The sequence below is a fragment of the Ruegeria sp. CDSA021 genome (genome assembly GCF_059612325.1).
In genome coordinates, this window is the sequence record NZ_JBXWQJ010000010.1 from 1 (window position 1) to 20841 (window position 20841).

The window sequence follows — 20841 nt, forward strand, 5'->3', positions numbered from 1 at the left end:
GCCGAGTAAACGCAAAAACAAAACCCCGCCAAAAACAGGCGGGGTTTTCGCCAATCGGAAACTCATGTTCTGATTTGAGCCCTCTTTAGATGTCGTTTTCACTCAACGAAGCGTCTTTTCCGCTTGCTGCGGGTGCGAAGGACCCATAGCCGTGTGCGTGGGACACCCCTCCCCAACGAGGGGCGTGTATCTGGAAGGGTAATACACATGACGATCGAACAACCGGCGACGCGGCCGGCAAATCCGCGTTTTTCTTCGGGCCCCTGCGCCAAACCCCCCACATTTGATTTGACCAAACTGGCCGATGCCGCCCTGGGGCGGTCGCACCGTGCTGCTGTCGGCAAAGACAAGCTAAAGGCAGCCATTGAAGGCACGCGCGAGATCTTGGGTATTCCTGAGGATTACCGCATAGGCATCGTCCCCGCCTCGGACACCGGCGCGGTCGAGATGGCGCTGTGGTCGCTACTGGGTGAACGCAAGGTCGAGATGTTGGCCTGGGAGAGCTTTGGTTCTGGCTGGGTCACGGATGTGATCAAGCAGCTTAAGATCGATGCTGAGGTCAAGACCGCGGACTATGGACAGATTGCCGATCTGGGTTCTGTCGATTTCGCGAACGATGTTGTCTTTACATGGAACGGTACGACCTCAGGTGTGCGCGTGCCAAATGGCGATTGGATTGCCGATGACCGTCAGGGACTGACGATCTGTGATGCAACATCGGCGGCTTTTGCGATGGACCTGCCCTGGGACAAGCTGGATGTAACCACCTTCAGCTGGCAGAAAGTGCTGGGCGGTGAAGCGGCCCATGGGATGCTGATCCTGTCGCCCCGTGCTGTGGAGCGGTTGGAAAGCTACACCCCCGCGTGGCCGGTGCCCAAGATTTTCCGCCTGACCAAAGGTGGCAAGCTGATTGAAGGCATCTTTACCGGCGCCACGATCAACACGCCCTCAATGCTGGCGGTTGAGGATTATCTGTTTGCGCTGGATTGGGCGCGCTCGGTCGGAGGATTGCAGGGGCTGATTGCCCGTGCAGATGCCAATGCCGGAGCGGTGCGCGCTTTTTGCGATCAGAACAACTGGATTGCCAATCTGGCCGAAGATACGGCGACACAGTCGAACACATCCGTGTGCCTGAAGTTCACCGACGCCCGAATTCAGGACGGTGCGGCATTTGCCAAGGCTGTGGCCAAACGGCTGGAGGCTGAAAGTATTGCGCTGGATATCGGGGCCTATCGCGATGCACCCCCCGGATTGCGCATCTGGTGCGGCGGCACGGTCGAAACCTCGGATATCGAGGCGATGCTGCCCTGGCTGGCATGGGCCTTCGAGGCCGAGATTGCGGCGCAAGCCGAAGCTGCCTGACCTTTTTGCCGGGCCGTCCAAGGCCCGGACCTTCCATACAATTCAAGGACCAGAGAACATGGCCCCCAAAGTACTCGTATCTGACAAGCTCAGCGAAACCGCCGTGCAGATCTTCCGCGATCGCGGCATCGACGTGGATTTCATGCCCGATCTGGGCAAGGACAAAGAAAAGCTGGCCGAGGTGATCGGTCAATATGACGGCCTTGCCATTCGCTCGGCCACCAAGGTCACACCGACCATCTTGGAGAAAGCCGACAAGCTGAAGGTCATTGGACGCGCCGGGATCGGCACGGATAATATCGACAAGGATGCGGCGTCGAAAAAAGGCGTGATCGTGATGAACACGCCGTTCGGCAACATGATTACGACCGCAGAACATGCGATTGCGATGATGTTTGCAGTGGCGCGACAAATCCCCGAAGCCTCCACCTCGACCCATGCAGGTAAGTGGGAGAAGTCCAAATTCATGGGGATCGAACTGACCAACAAGACCCTCGGTGTCATTGGTGCAGGGAACATTGGCGGCATTGTTTGTGAACGCGCCCTTGGTCTGAAGATGAAGGTCGTCGCATATGATCCCTATTTGGGCCAAGAGAAAGCCGCGCAAATGGGCGTAGAAAAGGTTGAACTGGACGAGTTGCTGTCGCGCGCCGACTTCATCACTTTGCACGTGCCGCTGACCGACCAGACCCGCAACATTCTGAGCCGTGAAAACCTGGCAAAAACCAAGAAAGGCGTTCGTATCATCAACTGCGCCCGTGGTGGTCTGGTTGATGAAGATGCGTTGGCCGAAGCACTGCAATCCGGCCAAGTTGCCGGTGCCGCGTTTGACGTTTTCAGCGAGGAACCGGCCAAAGACAACGCCCTGTTCAACCTGCCCAACGTGGTCTGCACACCGCACCTTGGTGCGGCGACGACCGAAGCGCAGGAGAATGTGGCGCTGCAGGTTGCCGAGCAGATTTCGAACTACCTGCTGACAGGCGCGGTCGAAAATGCATTGAACATGCCCAGTGTGACGGCAGAAGAAGCCAAGGTCATGGGTCCGTGGATCAAGCTGGCCGGGCATCTGGGCAGCTTCATTGGTCAGATGACGGATGAGCCGGTCAAGGCGATCAACATTCTTTACGATGGTGTGGCCGCTGAAATGAACCTCGCCGCGTTGAATTGCGCCGTGGTCGCCGGGATCATGAAAAAGTTCAACCCCGAGGTGAACATGGTTTCGGCCCCTGTTGTCGCCAAAGAGCGCGGGATCAAGATCTCGACGACCAATCAGGACAAATCGGGCGCGTTTGAGGGCTATATCAAAGTCACCGTTGTGACCGACAAGCGCGAACGTTCGATCGGTGGCACCGTGTTCAGTGATGGCAAACCGCGCTTTATCCAGATCAAAGGCATCAATATCGATGCCGAGGTCGGTGCCCACATGCTGTATACGACCAACGAAGACGTGCCTGGCATCATCGGTGCTCTGGGTCAGACCATGGGTGAGCACGACGTCAATATCGCGAACTTCACCCTTGGCCGATCCGAGGCCGGAGGCGAGGCGATTGCATTGCTTTATGTCGACGAACCGGTTCCGGCTGCGGCGCGGGCCAAGCTGGCGGAAACGGGTCTGTTCACGCAGATCAAACCGTTGGTGTTTGATGTCGCCTGACGCGGCTTGTTGAGTTTGAGAAACAGTTCAGGACCCGGTTTTGCAAAGACCCGGGTCCTTAGTTCTCTCAAACCGGGATTTGAGGCACAAGCGAGCTGAACCTTACCGGCGGAGGATGTCTATGACACAGCCTGTCTATGCTATTGGTGATCTGCACGGGCAGGTTCCTGAACTGGAGCGTGCGCTGTCTCTGATCCAACGCGATGGCGGACCTGATGCGCAGATTGTGTTTTTGGGTGATTACGTGGATCGCGGCCCTGATAGTCGGGGCTTGATTGATCATCTGATCGCCGGGCGCGATGCTGGCCGGAACTGGATCACCTTACTGGGCAATCACGACCGTATGTTTGCCTGGTTCATGGAGGACACCCCGCGTCACGATCCGCATTTGCTTGTGGGGTACCATTGGCTGCATGACCGGCTGGGCGGGATCGAGACTCTGCGCAGCTATGGGGTCGAATTCGAAGGCCGGATCCGACTGGAAGACCTGCATCAGATGGCGCAGGCGGCTGTACCGAAATCGCACCTGACCTTTCTGCGCGATCTTGTGCTGATGCACCAGACGCCCGAGCTTGCCTTTGTGCACGCCGGTATCCGGCCAGGTGTGCCGCTCAATGAACAGCGGGCAAGTGATCTGGTCTGGATCAGGCAGGATTTTCACAACCATCGAGGCCCACATCCCAAGCTGATCGTGCATGGTCACACCCCGGTGGATCAGGCGGCGCATTACGGCAATCGCGTCAATCTTGACACGGGTGCCGGATATGGGCGTCCGGTGGGTGTCGCGGTGTTCGAAGGGCAGATCTGCTGGGAATTGACCGAACAGGGACGCTTGCCATTGACGCCCTGAGTTACCTCGCTCGGGTAAGACACTGGAGATAGATTATGTATGTCGCAACTTTGCTGACCAACCCGGCCGCGCCTTCGCTGGACCGCGCCTTGCCCGAATCACTGCGCAACGCGTGGGGCGGTGGGGATGTTGTCTGGCTCAGCCCGGATGAGGCGGTAGAGTTCGAACTGAGCGACATGCCCTACAATCGCTGGGATGTTTGGGCCGACCTGCAGGGGATGGGCGTGGACTTAATTGTGCAGCCTGTAGACGGGCGGCGCAAACAGATGCTGCTGGCCGATATGGACAGCACGATGATCCAGCAGGAATGCATCGATGAGCTGGCGGATGAGGCTGGCGTCGGCGACCGGGTCAAGGACATCACGGCTCGTGCCATGAACGGAGAGCTGGATTTCGAGGGGGCTCTGATCGAGCGGGTTGGGTTGCTCAAGGACTTGGATGAACATGTGATCGGCAAAGTTCTGAACGAACGGATTACCTTAATGCCAGGGGGCAAGGTGTTGCTGGCCACAATGCGGGCGAACGGAGCTTACGCGGCGTTGGTGTCCGGCGGATTCACAGCTTTCACCGCGCGAGTGGCCGAGATGCTTGGGTTCGACGAAAACCGGGCCAATTCGCTGTTGGCTAAAGACGGCAAGCTGACCGGAGACGTGGCGCGCCCCATTTTGGGGCGTCAGGCCAAAATCGAAGCATTGGAACAGATATCAACCCGACTTGGGTTGTCTGAAAACGATGTGATTGCAGTGGGCGACGGGGCCAATGACCTTGGAATGCTGGGCCGGGCCGGAACCGGGGTTGCCCTTCATGCCAAGCCTTCGGTTGCCGCCCAATGCGATGTGCGGGTGAATCACGGTGACTTGACGGCACTGCTTTATCTACAAGGCTACAGCCGCGCTGATTTTTCAGGCGAATAACCGAGGCTATCTTTTATTTAACATTTGTGTTAAATAAAATCATGAGCACGCTTCTGACCACCTTCTCAGCATTGTCCGACGCCACCCGATTCTCGATTGTCGAGCAATTGATGGATCAAGGCGAGTTGCCCGCTGGTGACCTGATCGAAGGGCGCGGCGTATCGGGTGCCGCAATCTCGCGCCACCTCAAGGTTCTGCGCGAAGCAGGGCTGGTGCAGCAGCGCGTTCAAGGTACGCAGCGGATGTATTCCATCCGATCCGAAGGGCTGCGAATGATTGCCGACTGGACCATTTCCAAGCGGCAATTCTGGGAAGGCAGCCTGGATCGTCTGAGTGATATTATCGAAAGGGAGAATTCATGGCCGACCTGAAATTGGAACGGGAATTCCCCGTCAGCCCCGAAGAATTGTTTGCATGGATCAGCGACGGCAGCAGGTTATTGCAATGGTGGGGCCCAGAAGGGATGCACGTGCCCAAGCATAATCTGGATTTTTCACGCACCGGCCCCTGGTTTTCGGTGATGGAAAACGGCGAGGGGCAGCAATACAAAGTCTCGGGTCACGTCACGCATGTCGATCCGCCCAAATCGGTTGGGTTCACCTGGGGGTGGCATGATGATCAGGATCAGCGTGGCGCCGAAAGCCACGTGACCTTGTCGGTCGCGGCGACAAGCACCGGATCACGACTTAGGCTGAATCACCGGGAACTGGTCGATGCCGAAGCGGCTGCGAACCACAATCAAGGTTGGACCTCTTCGCTGCGCAAACTCGAAGCACTTTGCAAATAGGTTTTCATAAGGGAGGAGCGACATGCCCCAATTTTTGTTTGTCTATCACGGGGGTCACACCCCAACCGACCCCGCCGAGATTGAGGCGACCATGGCCGCCTGGGGCGCATGGTTTCAAAATTTGGGCGAAGCCCTCGACATCCCCGGCAACCCGGTCGGACAATCCTATACCGTCAGCAGCAGCGGGGTTGTCGACAATGGCGGCGCGAACCCGGCCTCAGGCTTCACGGTGATCAAAGCCGACAGCATCGACGCCGCGACCGAGATGGCCAAGGGATGTCCGATGGTGGTCAATGGCTCGGGCTCGGTTGAAGTGGCCGAGGTGCATGAGATCGAGATGTAAGGGCCTTAGCCGGGAAATCCCGAAGCAGGTTTGATCACACCGCATTCCAGCCCGCGTCGGCTGTACTGCGTGGCGTTCATGAATTTGCGGGTGGCCGGGTGATCGGCCTCCAGCACACCAAGGCTGACGAGTATCGCGGCAATCGCGCATTCGCTGGCGCGGGTGGTGCCATCAGTGATCTTCAGCGCAATTCCCATACGTTTTTCCGGGACAATGGCGACAAACACGGCCTCGGCCCCGGTCTTGATGGCAACTTGTCCATTCATGGCGCGCATCAACTCGGTGCAGGCGCGGGTCTCACCCGCGACCAGTTCAGGGTGTTTGACCATAGCCGCAACCAGTTGCGCCGCCGCATCGCTGGAGCGGTCGGACCGGTCTGCGGCTGAAGCAAACCAAGCCATCGACCGGGCCAGACCGGTTAGTGATGTTGCGAAATTCGGGGCCGAGCACCCGTCGATGCCGTAACCCGGGCTGGTCTCACCCGTGGTCTCCTCAAATGCCGAAAGGCAGGCTTGCTGCACAGGGTGATCAATTTCAAGATACTCCGGGCCCGCGCCCATGTGCTGGCCCAGCGTCAGAAACCCGCAATGCTTGCCCGAGCAATTATTATGAATCTGACAGGGTGTATCGTCGGCCAGAATGAGCCTGTCGCGTGCAGCCGTATCTGCAGGTTCCTGCGGGCCGCAGCGCAAGTCGTGTTCGCTCAGCCCCAGGTGATCCAGCCAGGCGGTTACACGGTCCGTGTGAATTGCAGCCCCATTATGCGACGCGCAGGCCAGCGCCAGATGTTCGCTGGTCAGCCCGTATTTTGCCGCCGCACCGGATGTGACCAGCGGAAGTGCCTGAATCATCTTGGCGGACGACCGTGGATAGACAATTGCCTGAGGGTCACCCCAGCTGTGCATGATCTGACCTGCGTCATCGCAAACCACTGCGTGACCCAGATGCAGGCTTTCCAGCAGAGACCCGCGCCACAGTTCTGTCATCGGTACGGGCTGCGTCATCTGGACCTCCGAAATTATGCGCAAAATTCTGCCAATCGCCCTTTCGCCTGTGGCGAAACCTGCGTTAGTGTGTGTATGTCGGCAATCATCGGAATACGCAACGGAATAGACGAACCGGCAGGGTTCGCAGTCATGTCCGATGGGTTTGAGGTATAGGTCGAGCTAGGAGGCTGGACAAATGGGATCAATGCTCGTTCGTGTGATCGCGGGGCTGTCAGTGGCAGGGACCGTCGCGACAACCGCAATCGCTCAGCAGGCAAGCAGCACCAACCGTGTTGCGGTCAAGACAGATTGGAGCGTCTTTGTAGAAGAAGACCCCGCTGAATGCTGGAGCGTCGCAACCCCGGACGAAACCGTTAACACTCGCGGAGGTCGCGTGGTTTCTGTGCGGCGTAGCGATATTTTGCTGTTCGTGGTGTTTCGACCAGGCGATGAGGTAACCGGAACGGTGTCATTCACCGGCGGCTATCCCTTTGCGGCGGGCTCGACCGTCAACGTCAAGATCGACGAATCCGAATTCGAATTCATCACCGATGGCGAATGGGCCTGGCCTTCAACGCAAGGGCAGGAGCCAAAAGTCATCGAGGCGATGAAGAGCGGAAACGAGGCTGTTTTGACTGCCCGCTCGGAACGCGGGACGCAGACAAAAGACACCTTCTCACTGTTGGGTTTTACTGCGGCGATCGACGACGCCAAGAAGCGCTGCACCAATTAAGCCGGTGTTTTCTGGTGAAAGCCCCGTCGTCTGGCGGGGCTTTTGTGTTGATGCCATTCGGCATGCCAGCTTTACGCCACGTCCGCGCCTGCATTTGATCCGTATCAAAGCAAGCACCGATCGATTCTGAACTAATTAGTTCAGAGGAAACGTAGGAGTTGCCCTGATGCTGAACAAATTTCTTGCTTCGCTCATGATGATCTCGGCCATGTGGCTGAGCGCTTGTGATAACAAAGGTGAGACATATCCGGTGACTGGCGAACAATGCGGACCGGAAGACCCGGTTAAAACTTTGGACGCCGAAGATTGCTATGTTCCGCCTGCAGGTGTTTGAACGGGTTTTGATCTGCGCGGATTGAAAAAAGATAAAAGCCGCAGTGACTCTGTTGCTGCGGCTTTTCTGTAGAAGCCCGCCGATTGTGACGAATCCTTTTGATCTTTGCACAGGTTCCTATATAGAGGCGCATCCCAAGCCAGAATCCTTCGAGATACGCCTCAGAGAGCCTAAAATGTCGCCCAATGCGCCGATCACTCAAGATGTCCTGACCCTGCCCCGCAAATTGCCCGAGGGAAAGATCAACCTTGTCGGGCTGACTCGCGACCAGTTGCGTGCCGTTCTGATCGAACATTGCACTCCAGAAAAACAGGCCAGTATGCGTACCGGGCAGATATGGCAGTGGATCTATCAATGGGGTGTGCGTGACTTTGCCGAGATGACCAACCTGGCCAAGGCCTATCGTGCGCAACTGGCTGAGTACTTCGTGATCGAAATTCCCGAAGTTGTGACACGTCAGGTGTCCGAGGACGGAACCCGCAAGTATCTGTGCCGTATCGCAGGCGGGCATGAGGTCGAAGTCGTTTATATCCCCGAAGAAGATCGCGGTACGTTGTGCATCTCGTCTCAGGTCGGATGCACTCTGACCTGCTCATTCTGCCACACCGGCACGCAGAAGCTGGTGCGCAACCTGACAGCGGCCGAGATCGTCGGTCAGGTGATGATGGCCCGCGATGACCTTGACGAATGGCCGATCCCGGGTGCGCCCAAGGATGAAACCCGTTTGCTTTCGAACATCGTTCTGATGGGCATGGGCGAGCCGCTTTATAATTTCGAAAACGTCCGTGACGCGATGAAGATCGCCATGGACCCCGAAGGGATTTCGCTTTCACGTCGCCGTATTACGCTTTCGACGTCGGGTGTTGTGCCCGAGATTGCGCGCACGGCCGAGGAAATCGGCTGCCTGCTGGCGATCTCGTTCCATGCCACCACCGACGAAACCCGCGACATTCTGGTGCCGATCAACAAGCGTTGGAACATCGAGGAACTTCTGGAAGCCTTGGCCAGTTATCCCAATGTGTCAAACTCTGAACGGATCACCTTTGAATACGTGATGCTAGATGGTGTGAACGACAGTGACGAGGACGCGCACCGCCTGATCGACCACATCAAACGTCACAACATCCCGGCCAAGATCAATCTGATCCCGTTCAACGAATGGCCCGGCGCACCGTACAAGCGCAGCTCTAACAATCGCATCCGGGCATTTGCGAATATCATCTACCACGCGGGATATGCTTCGCCCATTCGCAAGACGCGGGGCGAGGATATCATGGCCGCTTGTGGGCAACTGAAATCTGCCACGGAACGTGCCCGCAAATCGCGCAAGCAGATCGATGCGGAAGCCGGTTTGAGCAAGTAAGCCCCCTGCCTTGCAAGCTGGGTGGCCGTCTGGTTCCTGCTGGGTAACCGGATCGCGCTTCGCTTGTTCGGGGTTACTCTCTGCACGCCTTAGGTGTGCCTGTAAACTTAATGTTTCAGGTGCTGAAACCACATGCGTAATTTGCTATGTTTGTGATATCCGGCACTGCCCGTGTATTCTCAATTCGACGCACAAGGCGGTGAGATTACCGGACCATAGCTGGCAAGTTATTTCGAAGCCGATAGAGTGAGAGAAGAGCTTCCAAGCCGTGCTCGGGCGAACTGATTTTCAGGTGGGTCAATGTAATGGACTCGAATCTTCAAAAAATTCTGCGACAAAGTGCGGCTGCTCTTCTTGTTGTTGTGCTTACTGCGGGGTTGGTGGTGGCTGATGGCGAAAATGCCCATATCGCGATAGAGAATCCCGCTGAACTGAGCAAGGAAGAGGCTGTGGCCCACTATCGCTCGCTGAATAAGCGCATGGCGCGCGGGTATGCCGCTGCGCAACTGGACCTGATCCTCAACTATCAAAGCTGGCCGCTGTTCAACGATGCACCCTATATTTCGGCAACCCATGGCCAGCGGTTTGTGAACAGCTATGCCAACCGCATGGCGCATAACTACGACACGTTGCAAGAGGGCGAAGAGCTGCCGATGGGATCGGTTCTGGCCAAGGACAGCATGACAGTAACGGATGAAGGTCGCTTACATCCTGGCGCAATGTTCATTATGGAGAAGCTGGCAAAAGGCGCAAACCCGGATACGGCGGATTGGCGTTACATCATGGTCTTACCGGACGGTTCGGTTTTTGGCGATACCTTGGGTGACCGTGCCGGTGAAGTGGCCTATTGCCATGTCTGCCACGAACAGGTGGCGGATAGAGACTATACGTTTTACGTGCCGGAAGAGTATCGCAAGAGCGAATGAACCGGATCAGGCCGGTTCGCCTGGCAGCTTCAGTTCTGTCGCCTCGCGGCGGCTGAGTTGTTCGCCTTGTTTGCGCTTTGACAAAACCTCGCGGGCCAGCGCGTATTTTTCGTCCTGCCAGAAGATCAGACACCCGTTACACCCCTTGCCACAGCACCCTTCGGTGCCGATACGGTTGGTCTTGAACCGGCGTTCGTTACCATCTTCGCCGATCTTTTCGACCAACGCGTCCCGGCGGCGTGCATAGGCGTTGGGGTTGTCGCGGCCGGAGGTTTCCAAACCCTGCACCAGTTTGTCGAAACGGATGCGGCTCCAGTGTTCATCGGTTAGGGCACGCTCTTTGCGCAGGACCGAATAAACCGGGAAGCGCGCGCGCAGGTCGTCGATGTCTTCGTGGTCGAATAGGGTAAAGGGCAGCCGGATAACAGTTTTCGTGCTGCCATGCACCACGTCCAGCCGCTTACCGTCACCCACTCGTTCGAAGTCGTAGACCCGCAGCAGAACTGTTTCGCGCGAGATGGGTGAGACGAAATCCAGCACGTCGCCCGGTTCCAGCTTGTTCTTCACCTCGACCAGAAAGGCGTCCTTGGTCACTTCGGTGACGATCCCTGCATACTCCCACTGTGCGATTGAGGCCGTGTGTTCATAATCATGTGCATAGTTGGTCAGGCGACCCTCGTGGAAGGCCAGTGTGTAGCCACGGTTTCCGACGGTTTCCAGCTCACGCATATAGGGTTTCGGGTCCCAGTTCTCAGGGTCGGCATTGTAGTCGTCGATGGCCATCCGATACGCCCGCGCAACGATGGCAGCATAATATTCCGACTTGCCGCGCCCTTCGACCTTGAGGCTGTCGACACCAATTTTCAGATATTCATCCAGCTTCGGGATGATGCAGAGGTCGCGCGAGTTCAGGATGTATGATCCCCGATCATCCTCTTCGATAGGCATCAGATCACCGGGGCGGCAACCCTCCTCCAGCAGAAACTCAAACAGGTCCGCATTTTCTTCGGTAATGCGCAGTTCCTGATGCGTACCGTCTTTAAGACGCAGCTTCAGCCCATAGTTCCAGCGGCAGGAATTGGCACAGTTGCCCTGGTTCGCGCCGCGTTCCGCCATGAAATTCGACAGCAGGCAGCGACCAGAATAGGTCATGCACATGGCACCGTGAACAAAAGCCTCAAGTTTGATGTCAGGGCATTTCTCGCGGATTTCCACCAACTCGGGGTACGAGACTTCGCGCGCCAGAACCACAAGTTCCGCACCCTGATCCTGCCAGAACTTCACCGACAGCCAGGAACAGATATTGGCCTGGGTCGAGATATGCAGCGGCAGTTCGGGCGCGCGTTCGCGGACATATTGGAACACACCGGGGTCGGCGATGATCAGCCCGTCGGGTTTCACCTTGCGCACTGCGTCGATGTATTCATCCAGCTTCGGGATGTCTTTGTTGTGTGAAAACAGGTTCAGCGTCAGGTATGCGCGTCGGCCGTGGCTGTGGCAGAACTCGACCCCTTCGATCACCTCTTCCAGCGAAAATTCGGACTTGGTGCGCAGCGACATATCCGGCGTTCCCAGATACACCGCGTCCGCCCCATAGAGGATGGCGAGTTTCAGCTTGCGCAGATTGCCCGCAGGCATCAGCAATTCGGATCGGGACTGGGTCATATGGCCACCTGGCAAAGGATCAAGGCGGCCTTCTACGCCAAACGGGTAGAGTCCAAAACCCCGTTATCTGCGACGGAATCGCGCTGTGGCAATCACCTCAACCAGTTGCTGGCGCACCGGTTCGGGTTGTGCCTCGACCGCGTTCAGAACCTCGCGCAGTTCGGCCCGCAACCCGTGCATCTGATCGATCAAAGAGATCATCATCGACAGTGCGTCGGCCTCCATGTCGTATTGCTCGTGTAATTCGCAGGCCAGTTCCAACCGAGCGACGTCGATGCTGTGATAAACCAGCCCTTGGTCTGATTGTTCGGGGATCACAATTTCAGCCGCCAGATACTCGGTCAGCCGGTCCGAGGTCAGTCGGGCAACGGCTTCGATCAGTTCCTTCTCGGTCAGGGTCATGACGGCATTCCTTTCCGCGGATCATAGCTGTGCGTTTCGCGCCAGGTCTCCATGAACTGTTTCAGGTCGTCATCGATTGTGTGGGGCAGCGAGACGGTCAGTTCGATCAACTGGTCCCCGCGTTCCGATGAGCCGCGTTTTTTGACCCCCTTGCCCCGCAATCGCAGAGTTTTTCCACTGCTTGTGCCCGCCGGGACGCTGACGTTCACACCGCCATCAATTGTGGGGGCCGGGACTTTACCGCCCAGAATGGCTTCATCGATGGTGATGGGCAACGTAATGTGGATGTCGTCGCCTTGACGGTCAAACACCGGATGTTTGGCGACCGAAACAGTCACCAAGGCATCGCCCGCAGGGCCTTCGCCATAGCCCGGTGCCCCTTTGCCGCGCAGGCGGATGGTCTGGCCGTCGGTTATCCCTGCCGGGATTTTCACCTCGATCCGGTCGCCGTCGGGCAGCGTCAGTTTCTGGCTGGCGCCGAACACGGCATCCAGAAAGCTGATCTGGAGGGAATAGTTCAAATTGTGGCCCGGTGCGTGAAACTCTTGGCCGTGCTGGCCGCCAAAGCCACCGCGGCCACGCATGAATTCGGCGAAGATGTCGGACATGTCGTCAGGATCCGCCTGACGTCCGCGATAGGGGTTACCTGCCGCCTCGGCGTATTCGCGGTAATACTGTTGTTGTGGGCGCTCCTGACCTGATGCGTCAATCTCACCATTGTCATACCGCGCACGTGTTTCAGGATCTTTCAGCAGGTCATATGCCGCGGCAGCGGCTTTGAACTTCGCCTCAGCCTCGGCATCACCGGGTTTCAGGTCCGGATGACATTCCTTGGCAATGCGCCGATAGGCTTTCTTGATCTCGGCAGCGCTGGCGTCTTTTACAACGCCAAGAACAGAATAGGGATCGTCGCTCATCTCACTCTCACGGGTCAGGGGCAAGTCTGATCTTGATGAATGTGTTCTACCATGCGATTTCAACGGTGCAAAAGGAAGAGGCGATTGAATTGCCTCGAAAAATCCTGCAGGTCTGTTAACATCTACATGTTCCTAATTGTTGATTGACGGAGACCGCCGCATGTCGCGCAGAATTAAGTCCGCCCTGGCTCTGCTGGCCGGGAATGCCATTGGGTTATTGCTTGCCTCGCTGATACTGTCAGGGTTCGCGATCAAGCCGATCTCGTTCATCATCGTCGTGATCGTCTTCACCGTTGTGCAGGTGATTGCCGAGCCGCTGATCCTGAAGCTGGGCGAAAAGAAAGCACCCGCGCTGAAAGGCGGGATCGCTTTGATCGTGACCTTTGTGGGCCTGCTGGTAACCGACCTGATCACCGCTGGGCTGACCGTGGGTGGTGTTTCGAACCTGCTGGCGGCAACGTTGTTGGTCTGGTTGGGGGCGTTGATCGCCAGCGTCGTGCTGCCGATCTACGTGTTCAAAGAACTGCGCGAAGCCAAGAAGTAATCACACTGCGTTCAGGCTGGCCTCGATGGCCTGCCACAGTTCGTCCACCGGCTCGCAGCCTACCGAAAGGCGGATGAAGGCCGGATCAACATCGTCACCCCAGCGGGCGCGACGCTCGGCCGAGCTGTGGACGCCTCCAAACGACGTGGCGGGGCGCAGCAGAGGGCAGCTATTGATGAAGGCTTCGGCTTTGTCTTCGCTCTCCAATGTCAGAGACAGGAGAAATCCGAACCGGGTGGTTTGCGCTTGCGCCAGTGTGTACGATGGATCACCGGCCAGCCCGGGGTAACGAACCTGTTTCACCGCGGGATGTGCTGCCAGTCTTTCTGCCAGATTCTGAGCGGAGCGGCACATCCGGTCAAACCGAACGTCCAATGTCTCAAGCCCGCGATGCAGCAACCATGCTTCATGTGGTCCGGGGATCGAGCCGGAGACTCTGCGCCATTCCTCGACTCGTTCCATGATGTCGCTGTTGCGGCTGGCCACGTGGCCCATCAACATGTCGGAATGCCCGCCCATCGCCTTGGTGTCTGAGGAAACAACAACATCAATGCCCAGATCCAGAGGTCGCTGACCCAGAGGTGTCATCGTCGTGTTGTCCGCAATGGTCACGCCCCCGGCAGCATGTACCTGATCAGCGACCGCCGTCAGGTCGATCATGTCTAATCCTGGATTTGAGGGGCTTTCGATAAAGACCACATCGAACCCGTCAAAACCGGCGGTGTTAAAATCGGTGGTGGGGCGCTCCTCGACAATCACACCCAGTCGCGAAAGGAAGCGATCCGCCAAAAGGCGTGTCACGTAATAGCCATCCGACGGAATCAGAAGGCGCGACCCGGCTTGTACCGTGGCAAACATGCCCGCCGATATCGCTGCCATGCCCGAAGGAAAACTGAGGCAGGGCGCGTCTTCCAAATGCGACAGGACATGTTCCAGATGCACCCAGGTCGGGTTGTCGACCCGCCCATAACTCGCCTGCCCATCAGGGGTGCCCGGCAAGTGAAACATGCTGCTTTGTGTCAGCGGCAGCGCCACCGGCTCGCCCTTGTTCAACGCATTGCCGCGGAGGTGCAGCATTTCTCCGGTTTTGAGTGCCATCTTTCAGCGTCCCGGGATTTCGTCGCGCGGTGGGGCGGGTTCCCAGTTCTCGATGATCTCGACCGCCTCTTGCGCCGTGTCCACAAAGCGGAACAGATCGAGATCCTCGTCTGAGATCGTGCCGGCATCGGCCAATGCTTCCCAGTTGATGACTTTTTCCCAGAACTCGCGGCCAAAAAGCAGGAAGGGCACGCGATCCATCCGGCCGGTCTGAATCAGGGTCAGGGATTCGAACAGCTCATCCATTGTGCCGAACCCGCCGGGGAAGATGGTTATGGCGCGGGCGCGCATCAGGAAGTGCATCTTTCGAATGGCGAAGTAGTGGAAATTGAAGCTGAGGTCGGGCGTTACGTAGAGGTTCGGCGCCTGCTCGTGGGGCAGCACGATGTTCAATCCGATCGAACAGCCGCCCGCATCCTGTGCTCCTCGGTTGCCTGCCTCCATCACGCCGGGGCCACCACCGGTAACGATCACGTTCTCGCGGCATCCAGTCTCATTCGACTTCACGGTCATCAAGCGGGCGAATTCACGCGCCTCGTCGTAGTATTGCGACAACCCGGCCAGCGTATCGGTCCGTGCGGTGTGTTTCTGCGACGGCTCGGGGATACGCGCGCCGCCGAACATGACGATGGTCGAGGTGATCTCGCGCTCGCTCATGATCATCTCGGGCTTCAGCAATTCCAGTTGCAGACGCACCGGGCGCAGTTCGTCCCGGCACAGGAATTCGTCATCGGCGAAGGCAAGACGATAGGCGGGTGAACGCGTCTGCGGCGTGTCCGGAACCTCACTCGCGGTCGAGCGGTCGGTCTGCGCATCGCGAAACGGACTGTGGCGGTCTTCTCTCATGGGTGATCGATCCCTGCTTGCGTGTTTGACAAACAGCTATAGGGTTCGCGGGCAGAGTGCCAGTCACGGAAAGACAAGAATGAATTGGAAGAGCGAAATATCAGTAGCGCAAGATCGTATCGCCGGACATGCGCAAGTGACGCCGGTTATCGAGAGTCGAATTCCAGGTTATCCGATTGACCTGAAGCTGGAACACATGCAGCACACCGGCAGTTTCAAGGCGCGGGGTGCGTTCAACACTTTGCTCAGCATGAATGTTCCGCAGGCCGGGGTGGTTGCAGCGTCCGGCGGCAACCATGGTGCGGCAGCAGCTTATGCTGCGCAGACGCTGGGATATCCGGCCAAGATATTCGTGCCCGAGCTGGCAGGCCCGTCGAAAATTGCTTTGATCCGGCAAACCGGCGCGGACCTGAGCGTTGTGTCCGGCGAATACGCAAATGCGCTGACTCAGGCGCAAGCTTACGAGGCCGAAACCGGAGCGATGCAGATACACGCCTATGACGCGCCGGCCACGGTGGCGGGGCAGGGGACCTGTTTTGCGGAATGGGACGCGCAGAATCTGCAGGCTGATACGGTTCTGGTTGCGGTAGGTGGCGGTGGTCTGATCGCTGGCGCGTTGGCGTGGTTTGGCGGCACGCGCAAGGTTGTCGCGGTCGAGCCCGAAACCTCTTGCGCGCTGAATGCCGCGTTGCAATCTGGTAAACCGATCGATGTTTCCGTATCCGGCATTGCAGCAAACGCATTGGGCGCGCGGCGGATCGGGCAGATCTGTTTTGACTTCGCGCGGGGTATGAGCTCGGTTCTTGTGTCAGATGATGCAATTGCAGATGCGCAAAAGGCGCTTTGGCAGGCGCATCGTATTTTGGTGGAACCGGCGGGTGCCGCGGCGCTGGCGGCTTTGACGTCGGGCGTTTATCAGCCTGGGCCTGGTGAACGCGTGGCCGTTTTGGTTTGCGGTGCCAATATTGCACCGGACCCGTTTGGTGCGTGAATTATCGGGTTGTGAATGAGCGTGGCGGATTTTATCTATAATTCATGACCGCCACGATTTCCGACACAATTTACAAAAACCTCAGCCAGAAAATCATCACCGGAGAACTGGTCGCCGGGGAAAAGCTTCGGCAAGACCATATAGCCCGTGACTTCGACACCAGCCACGTGCCGGTGCGTGAAGCCTTATTGCGGCTCGAGGCGCATGGATTGGCGCGGCATGAGCCACGCCGGGGGATGCGGGTCACTGCGCTGGACCCTGCGGAAGTGCGTGAGGTGATCGAAATGCGTGTGGCATTAGAAACTTTGGCGCTACAGCAATCCGTGCAAAACATGTCGCCGGTAGCGATGGAAAAGATAGATCGCGCGCGCATTGCCTGTGATGAGGCGCAGTCGATGCCCCAATGGGAAGCTTTGAACAGAGCGTTTCATCGCGCCATCCTGACACCCTGCGGGCTGCCTCGGCTTTTACATGCTATCGACGACCTGCATATCGCAAGCGCACGCCATCTTTTCGCGCATTGGCGGTCGAAATGGGTTAAGCAGACAGACAAGGACCATGCGGCACTTGTTCAGGCGCTCAAGCGCAAGGACCTGAGCGCCGCAAGAGGTATCCTGACCCGCCATATACGTCGCGCCAGCTGACTGCGGTCGTTTCGGACGCAAAATGACCCGTGTTCGTCGCATTGCGCCATGGGTTCCACTTGCGTATAGGCCAAACCGACACGAACAGATTCTGTAGGGAGACGCCCCATGTCCAACGCGCAACTGGAAGCCGCCATCGAAGCCGCCTGGGAGGCGCGCGATACAATCACGCCCGCCACCACTGGCCAACAGCGCGAAGCGATCGAGGAAACGCTGAACGCGCTGGACAGCGGGTCGCTGCGGGTTGCTGAAAAGCAGGCGAATGGGGACTGGCATGTGAACCAGTGGGCCAAGAAAGCGGTCCTGCTGGGCTTCCGCATCAAGGATATGGAAATCCAGTCCGGTGGCCCTCAGGCTGGCGGCTGGTGGGACAAGGTGGATAGCAAGTTCGCCGGTTGGGACGCAAGCCAATGGCAAGCCGCCGGGTTCCGCGCCGTGCCGAACTGTGTCGTTCGCAAGTCGGCCTATATTGCGCCGGGCGCCGTTCTGATGCCGTCTTTCGTGAACCTGGGCGCCTATGTCGATGAAGGTACCATGGTCGACACGTGGGCCACCGTCGGATCCTGTGCGCAGATCGGTAAGAACGTTCACCTGTCGGGTGGCGTCGGCATCGGTGGTGTCCTTGAGCCTATGCAGGCGGGTCCGACCATCATCGAAGACAATTGCTTTATCGGCGCGCGTTCAGAAGTGGTCGAGGGCTGCATCGTCCGCGAGGGTTCGGTCCTGGGGATGGGCGTATTCATTGGCAAATCGACCAAGATTGTCGACCGTGAAACCGGCGAAGTCATGTATGGCGAGGTGCCGCCTTATTCAGTGGTTGTCGCCGGTTCGATGCCTTCGAAGAACAACATCAGCCTGTACTGTGCCGTGATCGTGAAGCGGGTTGACGAAAAGACCCGCTCGAAAACTGGCATCAACGAGCTGCTGCGCGACTGATCGTTCAGCTAAAATGAATTGGCCGGAGCATATCCGCTCCGGCCGTATTTTTTGAGGGGTCGCATCGGGCGAAGTGAAAGCGTTAGCTGCCAATCTTGAACATATGGCTTAGCCCAGACAACCACCCCTGATGGATCAGCGGTTTTCGCCCTGCATTGCGTCAACTTCTGATTCGCCTGCGTTCGTTTCCGTATCACCTTCAGCTTCACCGCCTTCGGTTTCGCCACCGCCTTCGGTTTCGCCGCTACCTTCGGCTTCTTGAGCATATGCTGCATCTACTGTCGCTAAGGACAGAATGGCTACGGCAGGTACTCCGGCCAACGCGATCACGCTCGCTGTTGTCGTCATTAATTTGGACAGAACACTCATTTTAATTCTCCGGTAAAATGACTTATGCAGTGGCTCAAGCGTAGAGCGCGCACCACAAAACAATTTTGAATTAAGAACGCGGCGCTGAGGTCAGCAGAAACTGGCCCAAAATGAGGAAAAAATGTGGCATTAATGTGCCGGATTCAGCTCATGAGTTTGCGCTTCAAAACGCCTCAACTAAAAGTCGAAATCAGAAATGAAGTTTGGTGAGTCGTTTGTTATTATGCCTTGATCGGATAGCGGTCCGGTTCTTCAAATACATCTATGACACGTGTTCCGGCCTTTATCTTGCCGCCGTGTTCGACGCCTGAGGGGATCGAATAGCTGTCGCCGGGGCCGAATGTTCTGGTCTCAGTGCCGATGGTCAATTCAACCTCGCCCTCGATTACTGTACCCCATTGAGCCCTGTGAGAGTGTGCTGGCAACTCAAAGTCTTCGAGAAACGTAAAGAACGCGACCAAACCCGCATCCGACCGGATTACAGCGGTCTGAACCACTTCTTCCGGGAACGGGACGTCGAGGCTGGGAAAGGCTGTGATGAAATCTGGATAGGTCATGAAATGGTCCTGTGTCGTCTTGGATCGGTTTTCTCCCGGCACTATGGCCTCTGGATTACCTGTCTGCAATTCCCGGCTGCTTGACCGTGGGCGGGCGCACGGCTATGGCCCCATGCATGGAAAAGCAAAAGAAACCCTCGCGTCAGCAAGTTTATACCCTTCTGGTCCAGATCGGTCGCAAGGATGGCGACGGGTTGCCCGAGGGGGCAACGGGTGCAGCGCTTATCTGTTATGCCAGCGGTGTAGATGAGGCCGAGGCCGTGCGCGAGACGGTGGCTATTTTGAAACAAGCTGATACTGCGCCTCTGGACGTCACCGGGTACGGCACCTTGGCCGAGCGAGAAGCACAGGGGCACGATATCGAACCAGACGAACGCGCCCTGATGCAGCGTGCGCTGGATGAAAACGCCGTAATTGTCGCGCAGATGACGCCGTTTTTCGGAGACGAGGCGCAGGCCTAGTTCCGGGCACCGAACCACTTGCGATAGATTTCGTCATAGGTTCCGTCTTCACGCAGCGAAAGCAGGGCCTGGTTGACATCCTCGACCAGGGGCGAACCGGTCGGAAATGCGATACCGTAGTTCTCGCGCAGGAAAACACCGCCTGTCATAGACGCAATACGCCGCCCTTCATGGGATGCATAGTAGGACAGGATGGGTGCATCGAACACCACCGCGTCCAAATCCTTGGCCTGGAAGGCGTCAAGCATCTGTTCCAGCCCCGTATAGCCAGTGAATTCGATCTCGCGCCGGTTCAGAAAGCTCGCTGCGGTCGAATTCGAAATGGTGCCGACAGTCTTACCGTACAAGTCGTTCACCGAATTCACGCTGCCAGTGATAGCGTCCACGGTCATGACCGACGTAATACGGGCGGTGAAAACCGATACGATGAACAATGATGAAACGACCAGAACCACACCCAGAAGCCGGCCAAAGGGGGTGCGGGGCATCCTTTCTTCAAATCCGCCATTCACAACAAGGTTCAGCGCCCACCAGAACGAAGGAAACCAGGCCTCGTTCAGCTTGCGGTCGAAATAGGGTTGGGCACGCCGCTCAAAGCTCCACATCAACATGCCGCCACCCAGGAGGATGGCAAAAGCCAGACCAATGGCGATGAACAACTCTCTGGAAAGCAGTGCATGCAGAAGGGACGGCTGGCGGGCGGCCTCTGATGGTACCATGATCTGTAACCCCGCCTCAAAGATCGGCTGGGTGAAATCCATCTGCGTTTCCCGCTGGGCGGTGATCGAGATATTGGCGATGGCAAGATCCGCAGACCCATCCTGCACTGCATCAAGCATATCCGGAAAGGATTCGACGCGATTGACCGTGTAATCCCAATTCAATGACTCCGCCAATGCGGATAGCAGATCCATCGAAAAGCCGGTTTCAGTGCCGTCCTCGACATAGGAAAACGGCGGGCGGGTCACCGTAGTGACCGTAAGGGACTGTGCCATGCTCTGCTGTGCTAGAACGGCGAAAGTCAGGCTGATCAGTGCGAAGAATGCGCGCTTCATATTCAATTCACCTGTTTCGCGGCCCTGTAACGCGATTGTGCTGTGCACGGCAAGATGGTCGCCGGGTAAACTGCTTTGATTCATTGGGGTGTCGTTTTGAAATC

25 protein-coding genes are annotated in these 20841 nt (G+C 57.4%); 16 read left to right on the forward strand and 9 right to left on the reverse strand.

All coding sequences use genetic code 11. The features are described from left to right. Nucleotides 1–207: 207 nt before the first annotated feature. From AC2FLD_RS13920 to AC2FLD_RS13950, 7 genes are all read left to right on the forward strand, one after another. On the forward strand, nucleotides 208–1362 hold the full coding sequence (locus AC2FLD_RS13920; protein WP_496670125.1) for a phosphoserine transaminase: 1155 nt from the start codon (nucleotides 208–210) through the stop codon (nucleotides 1360–1362). 58 nt (nucleotides 1363–1420) lie between these two features. Next, nucleotides 1421–3016 (forward strand): phosphoglycerate dehydrogenase, encoded by a 1596-nt coding sequence (serA, locus tag AC2FLD_RS13925; RefSeq protein ID WP_496670124.1) that lies wholly within the window; start codon nucleotides 1421–1423, stop codon nucleotides 3014–3016. Between the two features lie 121 nt (nucleotides 3017–3137). After that, nucleotides 3138–3866, forward strand: a complete 729-nt coding sequence (locus AC2FLD_RS13930; protein ID WP_496670123.1) for a metallophosphoesterase family protein — start codon at nucleotides 3138–3140, stop codon at nucleotides 3864–3866. A 35-nt stretch (nucleotides 3867–3901) separates the two neighbouring features. Beyond that, the gene (gene serB / locus AC2FLD_RS13935; protein WP_496670122.1) at nucleotides 3902–4780 is read left to right on the forward strand and encodes a phosphoserine phosphatase SerB; all 879 of its coding nucleotides are present in this window, start codon (nucleotides 3902–3904) and stop codon (nucleotides 4778–4780) included. A 41-nt stretch (nucleotides 4781–4821) separates the two neighbouring features. Further along, nucleotides 4822–5151: an ArsR/SmtB family transcription factor gene (locus AC2FLD_RS13940; RefSeq protein WP_496670121.1), complete on the forward strand. Its 330-nt coding sequence runs from the start codon at nucleotides 4822–4824 to the stop codon at nucleotides 5149–5151. Further along, nucleotides 5139–5567, forward strand: coding sequence for an SRPBCC family protein (locus tag AC2FLD_RS13945; protein ID WP_496670120.1), 429 nt, complete (start codon nucleotides 5139–5141; stop codon nucleotides 5565–5567). Before AC2FLD_RS13940 ends, AC2FLD_RS13945 begins: the two co-directional genes overlap by 13 nt. Nucleotides 5568–5589: 22 nt before the next feature. After that, entirely contained in the window at nucleotides 5590–5910 is a 321-nt protein-coding gene (locus tag AC2FLD_RS13950) for a YciI family protein (RefSeq protein ID WP_050606124.1), read from the forward strand. A gap of 5 nt (nucleotides 5911–5915) precedes the next feature. Here the strand turns inward: AC2FLD_RS13950 and AC2FLD_RS13955 are convergent, their stop codons facing one another. Further along, entirely contained in the window at nucleotides 5916–6914 is a 999-nt protein-coding gene (locus AC2FLD_RS13955) for an asparaginase (RefSeq protein WP_496670119.1), read from the reverse strand. A 178-nt stretch (nucleotides 6915–7092) separates the two neighbouring features. On the opposite strand from AC2FLD_RS13955, the gene AC2FLD_RS13960 reads away from it, so the two are divergent. The 4 genes from AC2FLD_RS13960 (at nucleotide 7093) to AC2FLD_RS13975 (ending at nucleotide 10252) form a co-directional block, all read left to right on the forward strand. Then, on the forward strand, nucleotides 7093–7629 hold the full coding sequence (locus tag AC2FLD_RS13960; protein WP_496670118.1) for an invasion associated locus B family protein: 537 nt from the start codon (nucleotides 7093–7095) through the stop codon (nucleotides 7627–7629). Between the two features lie 166 nt (nucleotides 7630–7795). Continuing rightward, nucleotides 7796–7963 (forward strand): hypothetical protein, encoded by a 168-nt coding sequence (locus tag AC2FLD_RS13965; RefSeq protein ID WP_172677935.1) that lies wholly within the window; start codon nucleotides 7796–7798, stop codon nucleotides 7961–7963. A 175-nt stretch (nucleotides 7964–8138) separates the two neighbouring features. Continuing rightward, entirely contained in the window at nucleotides 8139–9326 is a 1188-nt protein-coding gene (gene rlmN, locus AC2FLD_RS13970; protein WP_496670117.1) for a dual-specificity RNA methyltransferase RlmN, read from the forward strand. Nucleotides 9327–9631: 305 nt separating this feature from the next. Continuing rightward, nucleotides 9632–10252, forward strand: a complete 621-nt coding sequence (locus AC2FLD_RS13975) for a cytochrome P460 family protein (RefSeq protein ID WP_496670116.1) — start codon at nucleotides 9632–9634, stop codon at nucleotides 10250–10252. Between the two features lie 6 nt (nucleotides 10253–10258). Here the strand turns inward: AC2FLD_RS13975 and AC2FLD_RS13980 are convergent, their stop codons facing one another. From AC2FLD_RS13980 to AC2FLD_RS13990, 3 genes are all read right to left on the reverse strand, one after another. Next, nucleotides 10259–11917 (reverse strand): U32 family peptidase, encoded by a 1659-nt coding sequence (locus AC2FLD_RS13980; RefSeq protein WP_496670115.1) that lies wholly within the window; start codon nucleotides 11915–11917, stop codon nucleotides 10259–10261. A 63-nt stretch (nucleotides 11918–11980) separates the two neighbouring features. Next, nucleotides 11981–12319 (reverse strand): hypothetical protein, encoded by a 339-nt coding sequence (locus tag AC2FLD_RS13985; RefSeq protein ID WP_496670114.1) that lies wholly within the window; start codon nucleotides 12317–12319, stop codon nucleotides 11981–11983. Next, on the reverse strand, nucleotides 12316–13236 hold the full coding sequence (locus tag AC2FLD_RS13990) for a DnaJ C-terminal domain-containing protein (RefSeq protein ID WP_496670113.1): 921 nt from the start codon (nucleotides 13234–13236) through the stop codon (nucleotides 12316–12318). Before AC2FLD_RS13990 ends, AC2FLD_RS13985 begins: the two co-directional genes overlap by 4 nt. Nucleotides 13237–13396: 160 nt before the next feature. Between AC2FLD_RS13990 and AC2FLD_RS13995 the strand changes: the two genes are divergently transcribed. Further along, nucleotides 13397–13780 (forward strand): hypothetical protein, encoded by a 384-nt coding sequence (locus AC2FLD_RS13995; RefSeq protein WP_050606132.1) that lies wholly within the window; start codon nucleotides 13397–13399, stop codon nucleotides 13778–13780. On the opposite strand, the gene AC2FLD_RS14000 is transcribed toward AC2FLD_RS13995, so the two are convergent. Further along, the gene (locus AC2FLD_RS14000) at nucleotides 13781–14878 is read right to left on the reverse strand and encodes a cystathionine gamma-lyase (RefSeq protein ID WP_496670112.1); all 1098 of its coding nucleotides are present in this window, start codon (nucleotides 14876–14878) and stop codon (nucleotides 13781–13783) included. Nucleotides 14879–14881: 3 nt separating this feature from the next. Beyond that, entirely contained in the window at nucleotides 14882–15724 is an 843-nt protein-coding gene (locus AC2FLD_RS14005) for an LOG family protein (RefSeq protein WP_496670111.1), read from the reverse strand. A gap of 79 nt (nucleotides 15725–15803) precedes the next feature. Between AC2FLD_RS14005 and AC2FLD_RS14010 the strand changes: the two genes are divergently transcribed. The 3 genes from AC2FLD_RS14010 (at nucleotide 15804) to dapD (ending at nucleotide 18295) form a co-directional block, all read left to right on the forward strand. Further along, on the forward strand, nucleotides 15804–16715 hold the full coding sequence (locus AC2FLD_RS14010; RefSeq protein WP_496670110.1) for a threonine/serine dehydratase: 912 nt from the start codon (nucleotides 15804–15806) through the stop codon (nucleotides 16713–16715). Between the two features lie 44 nt (nucleotides 16716–16759). Next, entirely contained in the window at nucleotides 16760–17359 is a 600-nt protein-coding gene (locus AC2FLD_RS14015; RefSeq protein ID WP_496670109.1) for a GntR family transcriptional regulator, read from the forward strand. Nucleotides 17360–17467: 108 nt separating this feature from the next. Beyond that, nucleotides 17468–18295: a 2,3,4,5-tetrahydropyridine-2,6-dicarboxylate N-succinyltransferase gene (dapD, locus tag AC2FLD_RS14020; RefSeq protein ID WP_496670108.1), complete on the forward strand. Its 828-nt coding sequence runs from the start codon at nucleotides 17468–17470 to the stop codon at nucleotides 18293–18295. Nucleotides 18296–18430: 135 nt separating this feature from the next. On the opposite strand, the gene AC2FLD_RS14025 is transcribed toward dapD, so the two are convergent. Together AC2FLD_RS14025 and AC2FLD_RS14030 are read right to left on the reverse strand one after the other, a co-directional pair. Beyond that, nucleotides 18431–18664, reverse strand: a complete 234-nt coding sequence (locus tag AC2FLD_RS14025) for a hypothetical protein (protein ID WP_496670107.1) — start codon at nucleotides 18662–18664, stop codon at nucleotides 18431–18433. A 221-nt stretch (nucleotides 18665–18885) separates the two neighbouring features. After that, entirely contained in the window at nucleotides 18886–19221 is a 336-nt protein-coding gene (locus AC2FLD_RS14030; protein WP_050604885.1) for a cupin domain-containing protein, read from the reverse strand. A 116-nt stretch (nucleotides 19222–19337) separates the two neighbouring features. Here AC2FLD_RS14030 and AC2FLD_RS14035 point away from each other — a divergent pair, with 116 nt between their 5' ends. Further along, nucleotides 19338–19682, forward strand: coding sequence for a DUF8846 family protein (locus AC2FLD_RS14035; RefSeq protein ID WP_083445326.1), 345 nt, complete (start codon nucleotides 19338–19340; stop codon nucleotides 19680–19682). On the opposite strand, the gene AC2FLD_RS14040 is transcribed toward AC2FLD_RS14035, so the two are convergent. After that, nucleotides 19679–20737, reverse strand: a complete 1059-nt coding sequence (locus AC2FLD_RS14040; protein WP_050605028.1) for a transporter substrate-binding domain-containing protein — start codon at nucleotides 20735–20737, stop codon at nucleotides 19679–19681. The two genes, AC2FLD_RS14035 and AC2FLD_RS14040, sit on opposite strands and share 4 nt — an antisense overlap. Between the last annotated feature and the right edge of the window lie 104 nt (nucleotides 20738–20841).

Bases quoted from the DNA above. Each gene is read 5' to 3' on its own strand.
- AC2FLD_RS14030 (WP_050604885.1), bottom strand. From the start codon at position 19,221: ATGACCTATCCAGATTTCATCACAGCCTTTCCCAGCCTCGACGTCCCG.
- AC2FLD_RS13930 (WP_496670123.1), top strand. From the start codon at position 3,138: ATGACACAGCCTGTCTATGCTATTGGTGATCTGCACGGGCAGGTTCCT.
- AC2FLD_RS14000 (WP_496670112.1), bottom strand. From the start codon at position 14,878: ATGGCACTCAAAACCGGAGAAATGCTGCACCTCCGCGGCAATGCGTTG.
- rlmN (WP_496670117.1), top strand. From the start codon at position 8,139: ATGTCGCCCAATGCGCCGATCACTCAAGATGTCCTGACCCTGCCCCGC.
- AC2FLD_RS14015 (WP_496670109.1), top strand. From the start codon at position 16,760: ATGACCGCCACGATTTCCGACACAATTTACAAAAACCTCAGCCAGAAA.
- AC2FLD_RS13960 (WP_496670118.1), top strand. From the start codon at position 7,093: ATGGGATCAATGCTCGTTCGTGTGATCGCGGGGCTGTCAGTGGCAGGG.
- AC2FLD_RS14040 (WP_050605028.1), bottom strand. From the start codon at position 20,737: ATGAAGCGCGCATTCTTCGCACTGATCAGCCTGACTTTCGCCGTTCTA.
- AC2FLD_RS14005 (WP_496670111.1), bottom strand. From the start codon at position 15,724: ATGAGAGAAGACCGCCACAGTCCGTTTCGCGATGCGCAGACCGACCGC.
- dapD (WP_496670108.1), top strand. From the start codon at position 17,468: ATGTCCAACGCGCAACTGGAAGCCGCCATCGAAGCCGCCTGGGAGGCG.
- AC2FLD_RS13940 (WP_496670121.1), top strand. From the start codon at position 4,822: ATGAGCACGCTTCTGACCACCTTCTCAGCATTGTCCGACGCCACCCGA.
- AC2FLD_RS13945 (WP_496670120.1), top strand. From the start codon at position 5,139: ATGGCCGACCTGAAATTGGAACGGGAATTCCCCGTCAGCCCCGAAGAA.
- AC2FLD_RS13920 (WP_496670125.1), top strand. From the start codon at position 208: ATGACGATCGAACAACCGGCGACGCGGCCGGCAAATCCGCGTTTTTCT.
- AC2FLD_RS13965 (WP_172677935.1), top strand. From the start codon at position 7,796: ATGCTGAACAAATTTCTTGCTTCGCTCATGATGATCTCGGCCATGTGG.
- AC2FLD_RS13985 (WP_496670114.1), bottom strand. From the start codon at position 12,319: ATGACCCTGACCGAGAAGGAACTGATCGAAGCCGTTGCCCGACTGACC.
- AC2FLD_RS14025 (WP_496670107.1), bottom strand. From the start codon at position 18,664: ATGAGTGTTCTGTCCAAATTAATGACGACAACAGCGAGCGTGATCGCG.
- AC2FLD_RS13995 (WP_050606132.1), top strand. From the start codon at position 13,397: ATGTCGCGCAGAATTAAGTCCGCCCTGGCTCTGCTGGCCGGGAATGCC.
- AC2FLD_RS13975 (WP_496670116.1), top strand. From the start codon at position 9,632: ATGGACTCGAATCTTCAAAAAATTCTGCGACAAAGTGCGGCTGCTCTT.
- AC2FLD_RS13950 (WP_050606124.1), top strand. From the start codon at position 5,590: ATGCCCCAATTTTTGTTTGTCTATCACGGGGGTCACACCCCAACCGAC.
- serB (WP_496670122.1), top strand. From the start codon at position 3,902: ATGTATGTCGCAACTTTGCTGACCAACCCGGCCGCGCCTTCGCTGGAC.
- AC2FLD_RS14035 (WP_083445326.1), top strand. From the start codon at position 19,338: ATGGAAAAGCAAAAGAAACCCTCGCGTCAGCAAGTTTATACCCTTCTG.
- AC2FLD_RS13990 (WP_496670113.1), bottom strand. From the start codon at position 13,236: ATGAGCGACGATCCCTATTCTGTTCTTGGCGTTGTAAAAGACGCCAGC.
- AC2FLD_RS14010 (WP_496670110.1), top strand. From the start codon at position 15,804: ATGAATTGGAAGAGCGAAATATCAGTAGCGCAAGATCGTATCGCCGGA.
- AC2FLD_RS13980 (WP_496670115.1), bottom strand. From the start codon at position 11,917: ATGACCCAGTCCCGATCCGAATTGCTGATGCCTGCGGGCAATCTGCGC.
- serA (WP_496670124.1), top strand. From the start codon at position 1,421: ATGGCCCCCAAAGTACTCGTATCTGACAAGCTCAGCGAAACCGCCGTG.
- AC2FLD_RS13955 (WP_496670119.1), bottom strand. From the start codon at position 6,914: ATGACGCAGCCCGTACCGATGACAGAACTGTGGCGCGGGTCTCTGCTG.